Raw genomic sequence first — 15,688 nt, forward strand, 5'->3', positions numbered from 1 at the left:
TCTAACTATATGGAAAATGCGGAACTTGTTGCGGTACAGAGAAACTATTTTAATTCAAAAGAAACTCTTCCTTATGATTTCAGGATCTCACAATTAAAAAAAATCTTAGATCTGACAATAAAATTTGAAGATCAACTATTAGAAGCCTTATTTAAAGATCTGCATAAATCCAAATTTGAAGCATGGGGTGTTGAGGTTGGGTTGATACAAACCGAATTAAAATATTTTATCGGGCATCTTAAAAAATGGATGAAACCAAAAAGGTTATCTACTCCCCTGTTTCATATTCGGGCAAAAAGTTATATTCAGAAAGTTCCTTATGGCAATACCCTAATTATTGCACCCTGGAATTATCCATTTTTACTTGCGATAAGACCATTAATTGGTGCAATTGCTGCAGGGAATACCGCAATTATAAAACCATCAGAAAATGCACCTTTCACTGCAGCTGTATTGGAGGAAATGATCAATAAAAATTTTGATAAAAATTATTTACATGTAATAAATACAAATGCGGAAGGCACACAGGATCTGTTGAAACAAAAATTTGATTTTATATTTTTTACCGGAGGAACAAATATTGGCCGACATGTTTATGAAGCTGCCGCAAAACATTTAACGCCGGTAGCATTGGAATTAGGAGGGAAAAATCCATGTATCATCGATGACACTGCAGATCTTGATATTACAGCTGCACGAATCACCATGGGTGCATTTAGCAACTGCGGACAAACCTGCGTAACACCGGATTATGTTCTGGTTCCAGAGGGGTTGAAAGATCAATTATTGGAAAAGATAATTAACAAAATTGAAATTTCCTTTGGAAAGGATATCAAACAAAGTCCGGATTTCGGAAGAATAATAAATACCACTCATTTTGACAGAATATCTAATTTATTAAAGGGTCAAAATATTATTTACGGTGGTATTACAGATCGGGAAGAGAAATATATTTCACCTACCATCATCATGGATCCTGACCCTAACTCTCCCTTAATGCGCGAAGAAATTTTTGGACCGGTGCTACCAATAATTGGTTACACTGACCTAACAAAAGCACTCGAATTAATAAAAAATAATCCTGATCCTCTTGTCTTATATTTATTTACCAAAAATAACTATCTGATAAATAAAATTGCTGAAGAAATTCGTTGTGGCGATATGGTTATAAATGAAGTGATGCTTCACTTCGGACATTTTAAACTTCCCATAGGAGGTGTTGGCAACAGTGGAATTGGAAAATATCAGGGCAAATACTCCTTCGATGAATTTTCACATAAAAAAAGTGTTATGCGAAAATATTTTTTCCCCGAAATAAATGTTCGTTATCCGCCTTATGATAAAGGAAAAATGAAGTTTTTGAAACGTATGTTTAGGTGGTTTATGTGGAGGTAATAAAAATGAAGGAATGAAGGAATGAAGGAATGAAGGAATGAAGGAATGAAGGAATGAAGAAATGAAGGAATGAAAGAATGAAAATCAACCTCTGATGTGTCCCCACAGTGTTACGCGCAGCGAACTCTGTGGATGGGTGACGACTTTTCTTCTTATAATATTGTGGCTGTTTATTCGTGCATTCGTGGCAACCTCTTACATAATGTAGATAAAAAAAGTTGCCACGAATGCACGAATCTTATAAACCAAATTGGAGTATAAACTTAAATTAACTCGGGGCAAAATTATTAATTTATACTCTTAGATTTTCTGTTATTCCAAACAATATTACTCAAAATTGCTACCACTGCAATAACTACCGGATAAACCGGAATTAAATATCTATAATTCTGTATCGGGTGCGAATAGACACTCATTGCAACATATAAAAACACAAACCCTGCAGTAAACAAGAGAAACCTTCCTAAATTATTTTCCCGGAGCATTGTTTTTCTTTTAATGATGGCATAGATCACTAATCCGATAAAGGAAAATAACATAACATAATACAATATCAAACGATAACCATAAACATTGTCGAACAGTGTTGATTTGAATTCATATTTCTCCACGGGGACATTAAAATAAACTTTCGAAGTATTATCCGGCACATATTGTTTTTCGGAATGATAGGGAAACACTTCAAAAACGCCCCCCATATTTGGAACCATATAATATCTGAAAAATTGTAATGGATATTTATTCCTTAAATAGGTCCCGTATTCTTTCCATTGTGTTCCCGTGTAAACCCATGCTGCATTGTAGGGTATTCGCAACTGTTGCGCATTGTATCCCAATAAAGCTTTTCCAGGAAACAATTTATCCCACATAAAATCGGTATCTTTTATATGATACCAGCTGTAACAGGTATCGTTAAAGCTTGTAACTAAACTGTGCATTGCAGCTATTTGTTTATCAGGTATTTGCAAAGGATCCAATTCTATATGTGGTATTATGGATACTGCATTATTCGCTAAAGCCCATCCGCTAAATCCGGAGAAGGTTACGTATCCAAAAAGTTCTGCCGTTTTATTTTTTACTGATTGAACGGTGGAGATAAGAATAATTAATGGAATTAATGCCATTGCAGAAATAAATTTCCATTTTTTATAATCCAAAATAAAAATAAAAGCCGATAAAACAGGATAAAACAAACCGATATATCTAACACTGATGGCAAAATATAATATTATACAATGCAAAATGGCAGCAATAATATTTTGCCGCATTATCATCCAAATACCCGTTGTTATCCATAAAAGTGTTAAACTATTGAATATACTGTCACTTAAAAGTGTATTCGTATTGCGCAGAATATCGGGATGTAAAGTGATGATGAGCGCAATAACATAAAAAAGAATATTTTTTAATTTAAAGAAATATTGCACTGTAAAAAGAAACGTAATTACAGCTAAATAATTAAAAATACTTTGCCATATATAAACAAATTTCACAGAACTACTGAAATCATGGAAAAACCGGATAAAGGTGGAATATCCCATAGGCCTATATCCGCCATAGGTGTTTAGTTGGGCGCAATACACATAATTACCGGTGTCAGCTGTAGTAAATGGATAAGGAAATAATTTGCCGATTATAATGGAAATCAATAAATAAACACCGGTAATGATCAAAAATTGATTCCTTTGTGGTTTTGCAAAGATAAATTGGAGAAACTTTGGTTCACTGCTTTTAATATTTTTATGCTCTGTCATTTATTCCTGATTGTAACAGCAATATTAAATGTTTCGGCACACTTCTTAAAATGGTGACGCATTTTGTGAACAGTAAATATTGCCACATCAAAAATTACTTTCCTAACTTCGCCACTTAAACTGCTACAATGCACAATTTAGCCAAACGTATCGCCAACCTCGACGAGTCAGCCACCATTAAGATGGCACAAATGACTCGTGAACTTAAACGTCAGGGTCGCGATATCATAGACTTAAGCCTTGGAGAGCCTGATTTCGAAACTCCGGAAACAATTCGGGAAGCAGCAAAAAAAGCTATTGATGATGGTTTTACACATTATACACCTGTTGCCGGCTACCTGGATGTAAGAGAGGCTATAGCAGCCAAGTTCAAACGCGAAAATGGCCTGAATTACACCGCCGATCAGATCGTAATTTCTACCGGTGCAAAACAGTCCATAATTAATGCGGTGCTCTGTTTGGTGAATCCCGGAGATGAAGTTATTCTCCCTGCTCCGTTTTGGGTGAGTTATTCAGCGATGGTAAAATTAGCGGAAGGGAAAATTGTGGAGATCCCTACAAATATTGAAGGGGATTTTAAAATTTCCCCCGAACAATTAGAAAATGCCATTACTCCTAATACAAAGCTGATCATATTTTCCTCCCCTTGTAATCCAACCGGAACAGTTTATACAAAAGATGAATTATTGGCCTTGGCCGAAGTAATCCGGAAGTCTGAAAATTTATATGTAATTAGTGATGAAATATATGAGCATATCAATTTTACCTCAGCTCATGCAAGTATGGCGCAATTTGATTTTATTTACGACAGGGTAATAACAGTAAATGGTTTGTCGAAAGCATTTGCAATGACTGGCTGGAGATTGGGATATATAGGAGCTCCACAATGGATAGCGAAGGCATGTGATAAAATTCAGGGACAATTTACTTCGGCAACCTGCAGTATCACACAACGCGCTGCCATAGAAGCATTAAATGGAGATCTGAGTGCAGCGGATGAAATGAAAAAGGCATTTATTCGCAGAAGAGATCTGGTTTATGGATTATTAAAAAATATTAAAGGATTAAAATTTAATTTACCACAGGGAGCATTTTATTTTTTTCCGGATGTAAGTAATTATTTTGGGAAAAGATATAATGATACTCTAATAGAAAATGCAGATGACCTCGCCATGTATCTGTTAAATGAAGGTAATATTTCAGTAGTAACAGGATCAGCATTCGGGGATAAAAATTGTATCCGATTTAGTTATGCCACCAGCGATGAAAAACTAGTGGAAGCAATGCGCAGAATGGAAATTGCTTTAGAAAAATTAATAGCACATCAAACTAGCCCTGCATTATAATTTAATACGATGGTGGAGGAAAAAGAGATCAGAAAATTATTCAACCGCTTCAACAAATTAAAAGTTGTGGTGGTTGGCGATTGTATGGTTGATAAATATGTTTATGGCAACGTTGACCGCATATCCCCTGAAGCACCTGTCCCGGTATTAGCAATTAATAATACTATTGAACGTTCCGGAGGTGCGGCAAATGTTGCGGTTAATTTACATGCGCTCGGAGCTGTTCCCTATTTATTTTCAGTGATAGGAACTGATGTGGAAGGTGATACTATGGTACGTATCCTAAAGGAAAAAAGATTAAAAACAAATTATCTGTTTCGTTCTCCCAATAGAATAACAACTTCCAAAACACGTATTATTTCGAAGAACCATCAAATGATGCGCATAGATCATGAAGTGACAGAAAATATTGATGCAGTAACAGAAAAAAAAGTATTGCGCAGTTTAACATCCTTCCTCAAAAAAGAAAAACCGGATGTATTAATTTTTGAGGATTATGATAAAGGAATGTTATCAGGAAATTTTATTATGGCTGTTACGGAAGTATGCAACATAAATAATATTCCTATTGCTGTTGATCCAAAAAAGAAAAATTTCTTTGCATATCAGAATTGCACTTTGTTCAAACCGAATTTAAGGGAAATTAATGATAGTTTAAATATTGTTTTGGATGCTGGCGATATTGCGAGTTTGAATAATGCTGCCGACCTTTTGCAAAAACAATTAAGAAATAGTTCAACTATGATCACACTCGGTGAACATGGTATTTTTATCAAAACAGGAAAAAAATTCTTCAAAAAAGATGCTTATCTGCGCAATGTGGCCGATGTGTCGGGTGCGGGCGATACAGTGATAAGTATTGCTGCGTTGTGTTTGGCAATTAATGCCGATCCGCAATTGACGGCGGGCATTGCGAATATTGCTGGGGGATTGGTTTGTGAGTCGTCGGGGGTGGTGCCTGTTGACAAAAAACAATTACTACAGGAATGTTTAGATTTATTGTGCTGAAGCAGAAAGACACAGGAGCCAGGACACAGGACAAAGGACTTGACGTAGGACATTGGAAATTGGACATAGGACAAAAATATGTGAGCCAGTAAATTACCTGTTAAACTTTGGAATGATCAACTGCTGTAGTGATTTATTTTATTTTGAATATACAAGATTTAGTTTAATTGTTAGTTATTGTTCATATAAATTGCTTTCTCCTTGAAATATTTTATTAAATATTCACCAAGTAAAATGCTTATGCTTGTTTTTCTCAAAAAACCGGTTTCGCAATTTGAATATCTCTGTGTAAGGGCGAAATTATCATTTGTGATGCCAATCATGTAACACAATGTATCTGTGTTTTTTAATGCACGATATAGATCAACTCTTACAATTGTATAAAATCGTTCTCCTGAAGAAACACTTGTCCCCGTGAAATCTAATATCGAATCTAGTTCATGTATTTTTTTCAAATCCGAAATTTCAAAGTCAGTGTATTTGTTTTTATCAACTTTTGAATCATATTCTACAAGTGTGCCGAAGTATTTTATAGTTGGAGAATTATCACTTTCTAAGTTTGCACATTGTAGAAAGGGGAATATAATTAGTAACAGGTAAATGCTTTTAATATGCATAATAACCAATTTTACAATATAATTGAAAGTTTTGGCATTTTATTTAAAAAATTCTATATAAAGTTAAAATATTAATATTAATTTAGGAAGCGGACGCTTCATAGAACTTTGCATCAGCCGCGGCTGACGCTATTTTATCAGGGCAGCACAAGCTTCGCTTGTGCTGTTATATAATGAAGATAATTGAGCGATGACTTTATTTAAATTTAATAACCACCATTTATGCGATCCAAATTGTCAATTATCAATTGTCAATTATCAATTACTTCGACCGTATCGCTTCCACCGGGTCCATTTTGGATGCTGTGATTGCGGGAATTATTCCTGCAATTACTCCGATCGCAACTGCAATTGATGTTCCTATTAATGCATTTTTGGGTGATAATAAAAATCCAAAGTCGGTGGCTTTATCGGCCATGAACATTACCAACCAGACCAGAATTAAACCGACGACACAACCGATGAGAGATAAGATAATTGCTTCAATTAAAAATTCGGTGAGTATGAGATAATTTTTTGCGCCGAGTGCTTTTTTTATACCGATAATATTTGTTCTTTCTTTTACACTTACAAACATAATATTGGCAATTCCGAATCCTCCTACCAAAATACTAAATCCTCCGATAATTAATCCTACGATATTTAATACTGCAAACATATCATCCAAGGCATCTGCAGCTAAGGTCACTTCATTTACAGCGAAATCACTTTCTTCCAAAGGATGCAAATTTCTTGCGCTGCGCATGATTGGATAAATTTCATCTTTAATTTCATCTGCAGTGATTCCTTCCTTTGGTTTTACTTCAATTACCGGATCAATAAATCCACTGTTCATATCCACTACCCTTCTGATATAATTAAAAGGCATTATTATCGTATTATCATTGGAAATATCAATTATACTTTCGCCCTCCTTTTCCAATACACCGATAACCTTCATTTTATATTGACGGTCTATTTCCCGTAACCAAATATATTTTCCAACTGCACTGATATTTGGTGGAAATAATTTTTCCGCAACTTCATAACCTAATATTACTACCTCTGAACCTCCAACCGATTCACTGGGAACAAAATATCTTCCATCTTTAAAATTGAGGCTGTAAATTTTATCATACTGTTCTGTAACACCACTAACCTGTACATTTTGCAAGGTATTGTGTTGATATTTTACTTCATCCAGATTCAGCCATACCTCCACACAAACTGCTTCAGCTCCCTCCAGTTTATCGTCGAGCATTTTATATTCCGCATATTTCATGGAAGGCCGCTTAATATAATCCCACCAGGCATATTCCTCATTGCTGAATTGCCATGGCCATTTTTGGATGTAGATCATGTTAGTGCCAAGTTTATCCAAACCACTTTCCATGTTTCTTTTCAAAGAGTCAACGGCACTCAATACCGCGATAATGCAGAATATTCCGATCGACACACCAAGCAGGGAAAGGAAGGTGCGCAGCTTATTATTCTTCAGTTCCTGAAATACAAGAGAGAAGGTTTCGGATATCGTTCTGAGTAAGGCTACCATATTTGCATCAAAGATATTCTTTAGTTTGCATTGATTTCGTTATAATATCGTTAATTTTGCGCCCGCGTTGTAGAAAGTACTGCAAGGCATAAAATTAAAACCCGTAAGTTTTATGAAGTTATCAAAATTCAATTTCGAACTCCCCAAAGACATTATTGCACAACATCCTACTGCCGCTCGTGACGATGCGAAAATGATGGTGGTTCACCGCAAAACAGGCAAGATCGTTCACAAAAAGTTCAAAGACATTCTGGAGTATTTTTCAGAAAATGACGTAATGGTGCTAAACAATACCAAGGTATTTCCAGCCCGTTTATACGGTAGAAAAGAAAAAACAGGTGCCAAGATAGAAGTATTTATGCTTCGTGAATTAAACCGCGAAATGCATTTATGGGACGTATTGGTAGATCCTGCCAGAAAAATTCGCGTTGGAAACAAATTATATTTTGGTGATGATGATATGCTAGTTGCTGAAGTTGTTGACAATACCACCTCACGCGGCAGAACAATTCGTTTTTTACACGATGGTTCCGCAGAAGAATTAAGACGAATTCTCGATATTATGGGCGAAACACCTCTTCCAAAATATATCAAACGCAAACCGGATGAAGACGATAAAGAACGTTACCAAACCGTTTTTGCCAAACATGAAGGCGCTGTTGCCGCTCCTACTGCAGGGATGCACTTTAGTCGCGAATTATTGAAAAGACTCGAAATAAAGGGAATAAATTTTGCCGAATTAACTCTCCATGTTGGTTTAGGTACCTTTAGAAGTATTGATGTGGAAGATCTTTCCAAACACAAAATGGATGCAGAATATTTCAGAGTAGATAAAAGCTGCTGCGATATCGTTAATAAAGGTTTAGAAGAAAATCGCAGAATTTGTGCCATTGGAACAACTACAATGAGAGCCTGCGAGAGTGCAGTATCTGCCTCAGGAAAACTAAAACCGGAAGAAGGATGGACCAATTTATTTATTCATCCTCCTTACGACTTTACCATCTGTAACACAATGGTTACAAATTTCCATTTACCCAAAACAAGCCTCGTGATCATGGTTGCAGCGTTTATGGGATATGACCTGACCATGGAAGCTTACAAAGTTGCTATGAAAGAGAAATATCGATTTTTCTCATACGGAGATGCGATGTTGATTGTGGACTAATGGTGAATGGTGAGTAGGGAGTGGTGAGTATGTTCCCAGTAGAACTTTTAGGTTGAGTCGACAAATGAGTAATGAGTTATGAGTAATGAGTTGGATCCTCGTTGGCCGGATGTTTATACTCCTGACCATTGACTCTTGACTAATGACTCCTGACTCCCGACGCAGATATCAAAAAAACAAAAAATCCCGCCAATTGCGGGATTTTTGCTTTTTGATAGGAATACCTTTAATATTCATCCTCATTGAAATAAAAGTCGTCGTGCGTGGGATAATCGCTCCAGATATCTTCAATACCTTCGTAAAATTCCCCTTCATCTTCGAGTTCCTGTAAGTTTTCAATTACTTCAATAGGTGCTCCGGAACGAATGGCATAGTCAATCAACTCATCCTTTGTAGCCGGCCATGGAGCATCTTCTAAATATGATGCAAGTTCGAGTGTCCAATACATATTTTAACCTCTTTTTTAATTAGGGCGCAAAAATAGATTTTTTTTCCTCTTTTCCAAGCGTTATTGTAAACAATTTACATGAAATTGGAAAATAGTTGGGGAAATGGGAAGTAGGAAGTAGGAAATAGGACATACGACATAGGACATATGACATACGACATAGGACATACGACAAGTATGTCCAGGTATCAGAAATTATTTATCAGGATGTCAATGCCTAAGGTTTTCGAATACCCGGCTGTTTAATTATCAATTGTCAATTATCAATTATCAATTTATTTTTTGGCTGTTTAATTATCAATTGTCAATTGTCAATTATCAATTCCCCCTCGGTTTCCATGGAATTTCGTCTACTTCCAGGTCTTTTGCGAGTTTGCGGGATAAAACGAAGAGGTAATCACTTAGTCTGTTGAGATAAGGAATTACTAAGGGAGCAACAAAATCAGTTTCGGCTAAATGGGTGGCAATTCTCTCTGTGCGGCGACAAACCACGCGGGCGAGATGGCAAAAGGATACAATTGTGTGCCCTCCAGGTAAAATAAAATTTTGAAGCTCCGGTAATTTTTCTTCCATGGCATCAATTTCATTTTCTAATAAGGTAATATCTTCTTCCTTTAGATCGGGAATTTTCATTTTTGATCTTTCGGGATCTGAGGCAAGTGAGGCACCAATGGTGAAAAGAATATCCTGAATCTCACTTAAAACATTTTTATAGCTGGTATCAATTTTCTGGTCCGCGATCAAACCAATGTATACATTCAATTCATCTGTGGAACCATAGGCCTCAACACGAAGATGGTGTTTCGGAACACGGGTCCCTCCTATCAGGCTTGTTTCACCTGTGTCACCCTTTTTAGTATAAATTTTCATGGGATAAAGATAGAGTATTGAAGGAAAAACGAAAAACAATCTTAGTGTATAAATTACACTAACTGTTTTCTCAGTTCACTCGGATCCAGCTTATTAGTATTGATCTCGTCTCTCTCGATCTGTCCGTCCCTTATACGTATGATACGATGGGCATAACGGGCTATGTCTTCTTCATGCGTAACAATAATAACTGTATTTCCCTTTTTATGGATCTCTTCAAAAAGCTCCATTATTTCATAACTGGTCTTGGTATCAAGATTACCCGTGGGCTCATCTGCAAGAATGATGGATGGATTATTCACTAAAGCTCTGGCTACAGCAACGCGCTGACGTTCACCACCGGATAATTCATTGGGTTTGTGGTTCATCCTGTGACCGAGATTTACCGCCTTTAGAATTTCTTCTGCTCTTTTGATCCGGTCCGATTTTTTAAATCCTGCATAGATCAATGGCAATGCCACATTTTCAACTCCGCTTAATCTGGCAAGAAGATTAAAAGTCTGAAATACAAACCCGATCTCCTTATTTCTAACCTCCGCCAATTCATCGTCATTCATCTTACTCACATCAGTTCCATTTAACACATATTTTCCGAGCGTGGGTTTGTCTAAACATCCCAATATATTCATTAATGTGCTCTTTCCGGATCCTGATGGCCCCATTATGGCAACATATTCATTTTTGTTTATTACTGCATCGATACCCTTTAAAACCTCGATCTTCACCCTTCCCAGGTCGTAGGTTTTGCGAATATTTGATAGGGTTATAATTTCCTCGGCCATAGATATCAATTTGTATTCTGAATAGTATATTTTGTGTAAATATGAAAGTTATAATGCACGAATCAGGTAAAAAGTTACTTTTTCCTTATAACTTTTGGAACTTTAAAATAATCGCTGTCTGCCAAGGGAGCATTTTTTAGCGCCTCCTCCTTCGTAATCTCCATATGTGGTTCATCGGGACGCATAACATTGGTATCGCTGTTCATGTAAATTAGTGGTGCTATACCTTCCACATCAACTTCATCCAGTTTGCCAACGAAATCAAGCATATCCGATAAATTTTTGATTATGGCATCCTGCTCTTTTTCATCAAATTCGAGTTTTGATAGATTAGCCAATTTATCAACCAGTGTTTTATCCACTTTCATGGCATAAAGTTAATGTTATTTTTTATTGAGCTGAAGGGGAAGAGGTAAATAAACAGTCTTACAGGAATGTTAATAAAGAATTTGGCTAAACTCTTTAATCAAATGCCATTTTCTGCAAACTTCCCGTATCTTTTTTCTATTTTCGCCGCATGGAAATTGTCGTGAGCGGAACCCGGCCAACCGGTATCCTGCACCTTGGAAATTATTATGGAGCTGTACGTAATTATGTGCGTATGGGGGAAGATAAAGGGATAAAAGGATATTTTTTTATTGCAGATTATCATTCACTTACAACGCATAATAACCCTGCTGAACTCAAAGTTTTGGTAAAACAAACCGTTGCAACATACCTTGCTTGCGGATTGGATCCCGATAAAGTGGTGATATATGTGCAAAGTGATCTGCCTCAAATTCCGGAACTGTACTTATTATTAAATACACTAGCATATAAGGGTGAATTAGAAAAAGTTGCAACATTTAAGGAAAAAATAAAAATGCATCAGGAAAATATTAATGCTGCCTTACTCACTTATCCTGTGTTAATGGCTGCAGATATTATGATCCACAAAGCACATAAAGTTCCGGTTGGAAAAGACCAGGAACAACATCTGGAGATGACGAGGAATTTTGCAAAAAGATTTAACTCCCGATTTGAAGTGGAATATTTTCCGGAACCTGTTGCATATAATTTTGGAGAAGAATTAGTTAAAGTGCCAGGTTTGGATGGTTCTACAAAAATGAGTAAATCGGGTGGAGAAGGGAATTCCATTTTTTTGAATGAGGAGGAAGACAGTATCCGCAAAAAAATAATGAAGGCAAAAACTGATGGCGGACCTACTGAAATGAATCAGGCAAAACCACAGGAGATACAAAATATTTTTGCTTTAATGAAGATCGTTAGTACGGATGATACCTTAAATCATTTTGAAAATACTTACAACAATTGCACTATCCGTTACGGCGATATGAAAAAACAATTGGCAGAGGATATGATCAAATATATTTCTCCGATACGCGAAAAGATCAATACATTGCTTAAAGATGAGGCTTATCTGGCTTCCGTTGTGAAACGCGGTGGAGAGGAAGCAAAAGAAAATGCAGAAAAAACAATCAACGAAGTACGAAAAATAATGGGAATTAACTACTTTTAACTCCCACTATTACACTACTATCCACAATAACTTAAAATTGAATACCCACAACCTAAGAAGAAATGGCAAAATCAACCAAACAAATAAAAAAAACCACTCCTGTTAAAGAAGCACCTGCAGCAAAAAAAACAGTGGCAAAAAAAACGGAAAAAATATCTAACGTGAAGAGCACAAAAAAAGAACCGGAGATAAAAGTAGTAACAAATAATACACCGAAAGATACTGATAGAAAAGTAATAAAACATATTGCAGTTGCAGGAAATATTGGTGCAGGAAAAACCACACTTACACAATTACTTGCCAAACAATTCGGATGGGAAACACATTATGAAGATGTAGAGAACAATCCTTATCTCTACGATTTTTATCAGGATATGCCTCGTTGGGCTTTTAATTTGCAGATCTACTTTTTGAATTCCAGATTTAAACAGATAATAGAAATTCAAAAAGGTACTAAAACCGTTGTGCAGGACAGAACCATTTATGAAGATGCACAAATATTCGCTCCGAATTTACACGCAATGGGTTTAATGAGCACAAGAGATTTTCAAAATTATACAGAAATATTTAATTCCATTACCTCCTTAATTTCCCCACCGGATCTTTTAATTTATTTACGCGGTTCTATTCCTGCTCTTGTTAATCAGATACAAAAAAGAGGTCGTGAATATGAAGATAATTTACGCCTCGATTATTTACGCCGCTTAAATGAATACTATGAGGCATGGATAAGTAAATACAAACATGGAAAATTATTGGTAATTGATATCGACCATTGCAATTTTGCAGAAAATAACGAAGATCTCAGTGATGTAATTCAACGTGTGAATACTGAACTATTCGGTTTATTTTAAATCTATCATTTTATGAATATTGAATTTCTGCGCAGTGAAACTCCTGGTTGTCGCTCCAAAATACATTTTAATAATGCGGGATGTTCGCTTCACCCTCTTCCGGTTGTAACTGCAGTTAAAAATTATCTGGAAGAAGAATCTTTAATTGGCGGATACGAATATGCTGCACTTAAAGCGGAGCACCTTAATACCTTTTATACCTCAACTGCAAAATTATTTAATTGCAAACCTCAAAATATTGCATTTACAACCAGTTCAACAGATTCTTATATAAAAGCTCTTTCTTCTATTCCATTTAAAAATGGGGATGTAATTCTTACCACATTAAATGATTATGTTTCAAATCAAATTCAATTTTTATCACTCCAAAAAAGATTTGGTGTTGAGATAATTAGGGCCGAAAATATTGAAAGCGGAGAAGTGGATGTTAATTCCATACATGAATTAATTAAAAAACATCGTCCAATATTAGTTGCTGTTACCCATGTCCCGAATAATACAGGAATGATACAACCTGTGGAAGGAATTGGAGATATCTGTGCTGCTGAGGATATAATTTATATTGTTGACGCTTGCCAAAGTGCGGGACAAATAAATGTAGATACCACAAAAATAAAATGTGATTTTCTGGCAGCTGCCTCGCGAAAATTCATGCGCGGACCAAGAGGTGGAGGAATTTTATTTGTTTCCGATAAAATGTTATCGCGAACAATTGAACCAATGTTCATAGATATGCGTGGAGCCGATTGGGTGGATGATAATATGTATCAGCCTGTTGCCGATGCAAAAAAGTTTGAATTAACGGAGATGTCGTATGCTATACAAACAGGTGTAATTGCTGCTGTAAATTATATTTTAAATATAGGAATCGACAATATTGCCGAAAGGAATAAAATTATTTGTTCTTATGCAAGAAATAAATTAGCCGCAATTCCTTCCGTGCGATTATTGGATCAGGGCAAAAATTTATCCGCAATAATTTCTCTTACAACAGATAATTATAATGTATTTAAATTGAAGGATGAATTAATAAAAAGAAATATCAATGTTGGTGCCGCAGCAAAAAAATTCGCCCTATTGGATTTTAATCAGAAGCACGTGGAAGCTGCTTTGCGGGTATCTCCGCATTATTATAATACTTTGGAAGAGATTGATGTTTTGGTGGAAAGTATATCGGAGGTTATTAGTCAGTAGTCATTAGTCAGGAGTCAGGAGTAAATGCATCCGGCTATCGAGAATCAAGCTCATTACTCCCGTCCGACCGGGTCATCCGGGCGGGCATAACTCATTACTCATTTTCGTGAAGCGTGAATCGTGAATCCGATCAATTTAACATTAGAGCTTTAGATTTGGGAATCAAACGTAAATTTAAATGTGGTGCAATCTCACAACTTTCGTGAATCGAGAATCGTCAATCGTGAATCCGATCAATTTAACATTAGAGCTTTAGATTTGGGAATCAAACTTAAGGTTAAGTTGGAGCAATCTCAGTACTCACTACTCACCATTTACCCCTAGTCTAGAGTCATTAGTCAGGAGTAAATGCTTTCGGCTTACGTGGATCAAACTCATTACTCATCACTCATTACTCATTAAGTGGAAGCCCCAATTGACGTCGAAGCAATCTCACCACTCCCCACTCACCACTCACCAAAAAAAGAGCCGCCTTCTTCAAAGCGGCCCCTTTCATTATTAAATGAAAATAATATTATTTCTCATCCATAGGAGGATTATAAGTATCATAATCATCTTTCCACTTTTGAGCATGTTTGGCAAGATGATCATTTATCTCTGCCGCAGTCCATTTATTTTTTTCAATATAGTCTCTGTCAAGAACAAGATATAATTTATCATTTTCTTTATCCAACCTGTAACTTACAACATCATCTTTAATTCCTGAAAAATATCTTTCTCTGTCGGCAGCGCTTTTGAATTTAAGTGCTTGTGCATCTACTTCATAAACATAAAGCATATCACCACTAGTAGGTATTTTCATTACCATATTTTTCTCTACTTTAATAGATTTAGAATCAGTTGAAGTTGCTGGCGTCTGCGCAAAACTGATCGTGCATGTAGTCAGGAGCAGAATTAAACCCATTGTTAATTTTTTCATTATTTTAGTTTTTTTTAATTGTTAAAAAATATGTGTTCGTTTCCTCTCCGGAACAAATACATATGTCAAAATATCGTGCCTCCATCACGATAAATTCATTTTCTACAAATAAAGCATTGAGAATGTGATATATTTAAAAAAATAATAATTAACCACCATTATGTGGTATTGAGAGGTTTTTTGTACATATTGGTGAAAAATGTCCCAATCCCCGTGGCTAAAGTTGTGCACCTAAATTGCCTGCCTCCCGAATTGGAAGTAATGAGTAATGCCCGCCCGGATGACC

The 15,688-nt window shown here is 36.0% G+C and carries 15 protein-coding genes; 7 read left to right on the forward strand and 8 right to left on the reverse strand.

Annotated elements, in window-relative coordinates; all coding sequences use genetic code 11:
• Positions 1 to 9: 9 nt before the first annotated feature.
• On the forward strand, positions 10 to 1,395 hold the full coding sequence (locus IPI31_13785) for an aldehyde dehydrogenase family protein (GenBank protein ID MBK7568887.1): 1,386 nt from the start codon (positions 10 to 12) through the stop codon (positions 1,393 to 1,395).
• A 287-nt stretch (positions 1,396 to 1,682) separates the two neighbouring features.
• Here IPI31_13785 and IPI31_13790 read toward each other — a convergent pair whose 3' ends face one another.
• Positions 1,683 to 3,149, reverse strand: a complete 1,467-nt coding sequence (locus IPI31_13790) for a hypothetical protein (protein MBK7568888.1) — start codon at positions 3,147 to 3,149, stop codon at positions 1,683 to 1,685.
• A gap of 128 nt (positions 3,150 to 3,277) precedes the next feature.
• Here IPI31_13790 and IPI31_13795 point away from each other — a divergent pair, with 128 nt between their 5' ends.
• On the forward strand, positions 3,278 to 4,495 hold the full coding sequence (locus IPI31_13795) for a pyridoxal phosphate-dependent aminotransferase (GenBank protein ID MBK7568889.1): 1,218 nt from the start codon (positions 3,278 to 3,280) through the stop codon (positions 4,493 to 4,495).
• A gap of 9 nt (positions 4,496 to 4,504) precedes the next feature.
• Positions 4,505 to 5,503 carry a carbohydrate kinase gene (locus tag IPI31_13800; protein ID MBK7568890.1) on the forward strand — a complete coding sequence of 333 codons (999 nt, stop codon included), beginning with the start codon at positions 4,505 to 4,507 and terminating at the stop codon, positions 5,501 to 5,503.
• A gap of 170 nt (positions 5,504 to 5,673) precedes the next feature.
• Here the strand turns inward: IPI31_13800 and IPI31_13805 are convergent, their stop codons facing one another.
• Both IPI31_13805 and IPI31_13810 read right to left on the reverse strand, forming a co-directional pair.
• Entirely contained in the window at positions 5,674 to 6,120 is a 447-nt protein-coding gene (locus IPI31_13805) for a hypothetical protein (GenBank protein MBK7568891.1), read from the reverse strand.
• A 262-nt stretch (positions 6,121 to 6,382) separates the two neighbouring features.
• Positions 6,383 to 7,651: an ABC transporter permease gene (locus tag IPI31_13810; GenBank protein ID MBK7568892.1), complete on the reverse strand. Its 1,269-nt coding sequence runs from the start codon at positions 7,649 to 7,651 to the stop codon at positions 6,383 to 6,385.
• 112 nt (positions 7,652 to 7,763) lie between these two features.
• Between IPI31_13810 and queA the strand changes: the two genes are divergently transcribed.
• Positions 7,764 to 8,816, forward strand: a complete 1,053-nt coding sequence (gene queA / locus IPI31_13815) for a tRNA preQ1(34) S-adenosylmethionine ribosyltransferase-isomerase QueA (protein MBK7568893.1) — start codon at positions 7,764 to 7,766, stop codon at positions 8,814 to 8,816.
• Positions 8,817 to 9,042: 226 nt separating this feature from the next.
• On the opposite strand, the gene IPI31_13820 is transcribed toward queA, so the two are convergent.
• The 4 genes from IPI31_13820 to gatC all read right to left on the reverse strand — a co-directional run bounded on the left by IPI31_13820 (position 9,043) and on the right by gatC (position 11,284).
• Entirely contained in the window at positions 9,043 to 9,264 is a 222-nt protein-coding gene (locus tag IPI31_13820) for a DUF2795 domain-containing protein (GenBank protein MBK7568894.1), read from the reverse strand.
• A 318-nt stretch (positions 9,265 to 9,582) separates the two neighbouring features.
• Positions 9,583 to 10,134 (reverse strand): cob(I)yrinic acid a,c-diamide adenosyltransferase, encoded by a 552-nt coding sequence (locus tag IPI31_13825; protein ID MBK7568895.1) that lies wholly within the window; start codon positions 10,132 to 10,134, stop codon positions 9,583 to 9,585.
• Positions 10,135 to 10,187: 53 nt separating this feature from the next.
• Positions 10,188 to 10,904, reverse strand: coding sequence for an ABC transporter ATP-binding protein (locus IPI31_13830; GenBank protein MBK7568896.1), 717 nt, complete (start codon positions 10,902 to 10,904; stop codon positions 10,188 to 10,190).
• An 86-nt stretch (positions 10,905 to 10,990) separates the two neighbouring features.
• Complete coding sequence (gene gatC / locus IPI31_13835) at positions 10,991 to 11,284, reverse strand: Asp-tRNA(Asn)/Glu-tRNA(Gln) amidotransferase subunit GatC (GenBank protein MBK7568897.1); 294 nt, start codon at positions 11,282 to 11,284, stop codon at positions 10,991 to 10,993.
• Between the two features lie 149 nt (positions 11,285 to 11,433).
• Here gatC and trpS point away from each other — a divergent pair, with 149 nt between their 5' ends.
• The 3 genes from trpS to IPI31_13850 all read left to right on the forward strand — a co-directional run bounded on the left by trpS (position 11,434) and on the right by IPI31_13850 (position 14,483).
• Positions 11,434 to 12,435, forward strand: coding sequence for a tryptophan--tRNA ligase (gene trpS / locus IPI31_13840; GenBank protein ID MBK7568898.1), 1,002 nt, complete (start codon positions 11,434 to 11,436; stop codon positions 12,433 to 12,435).
• 62 nt (positions 12,436 to 12,497) lie between these two features.
• Complete coding sequence (locus tag IPI31_13845) at positions 12,498 to 13,289, forward strand: deoxynucleoside kinase (protein ID MBK7568899.1); 792 nt, start codon at positions 12,498 to 12,500, stop codon at positions 13,287 to 13,289.
• A 12-nt stretch (positions 13,290 to 13,301) separates the two neighbouring features.
• Entirely contained in the window at positions 13,302 to 14,483 is a 1,182-nt protein-coding gene (locus IPI31_13850; GenBank protein MBK7568900.1) for an aminotransferase class V-fold PLP-dependent enzyme, read from the forward strand.
• Positions 14,484 to 14,997: 514 nt separating this feature from the next.
• On the opposite strand, the gene IPI31_13855 is transcribed toward IPI31_13850, so the two are convergent.
• On the reverse strand, positions 14,998 to 15,402 hold the full coding sequence (locus IPI31_13855; GenBank protein ID MBK7568901.1) for a hypothetical protein: 405 nt from the start codon (positions 15,400 to 15,402) through the stop codon (positions 14,998 to 15,000).
• Positions 15,403 to 15,688: the final 286 nt, after the last annotated feature.

Source organism: Bacteroidota bacterium, from assembly GCA_016706865.1.
Lineage (GTDB): Bacteria > Bacteroidota > Bacteroidia > Chitinophagales > BACL12 > UBA7236.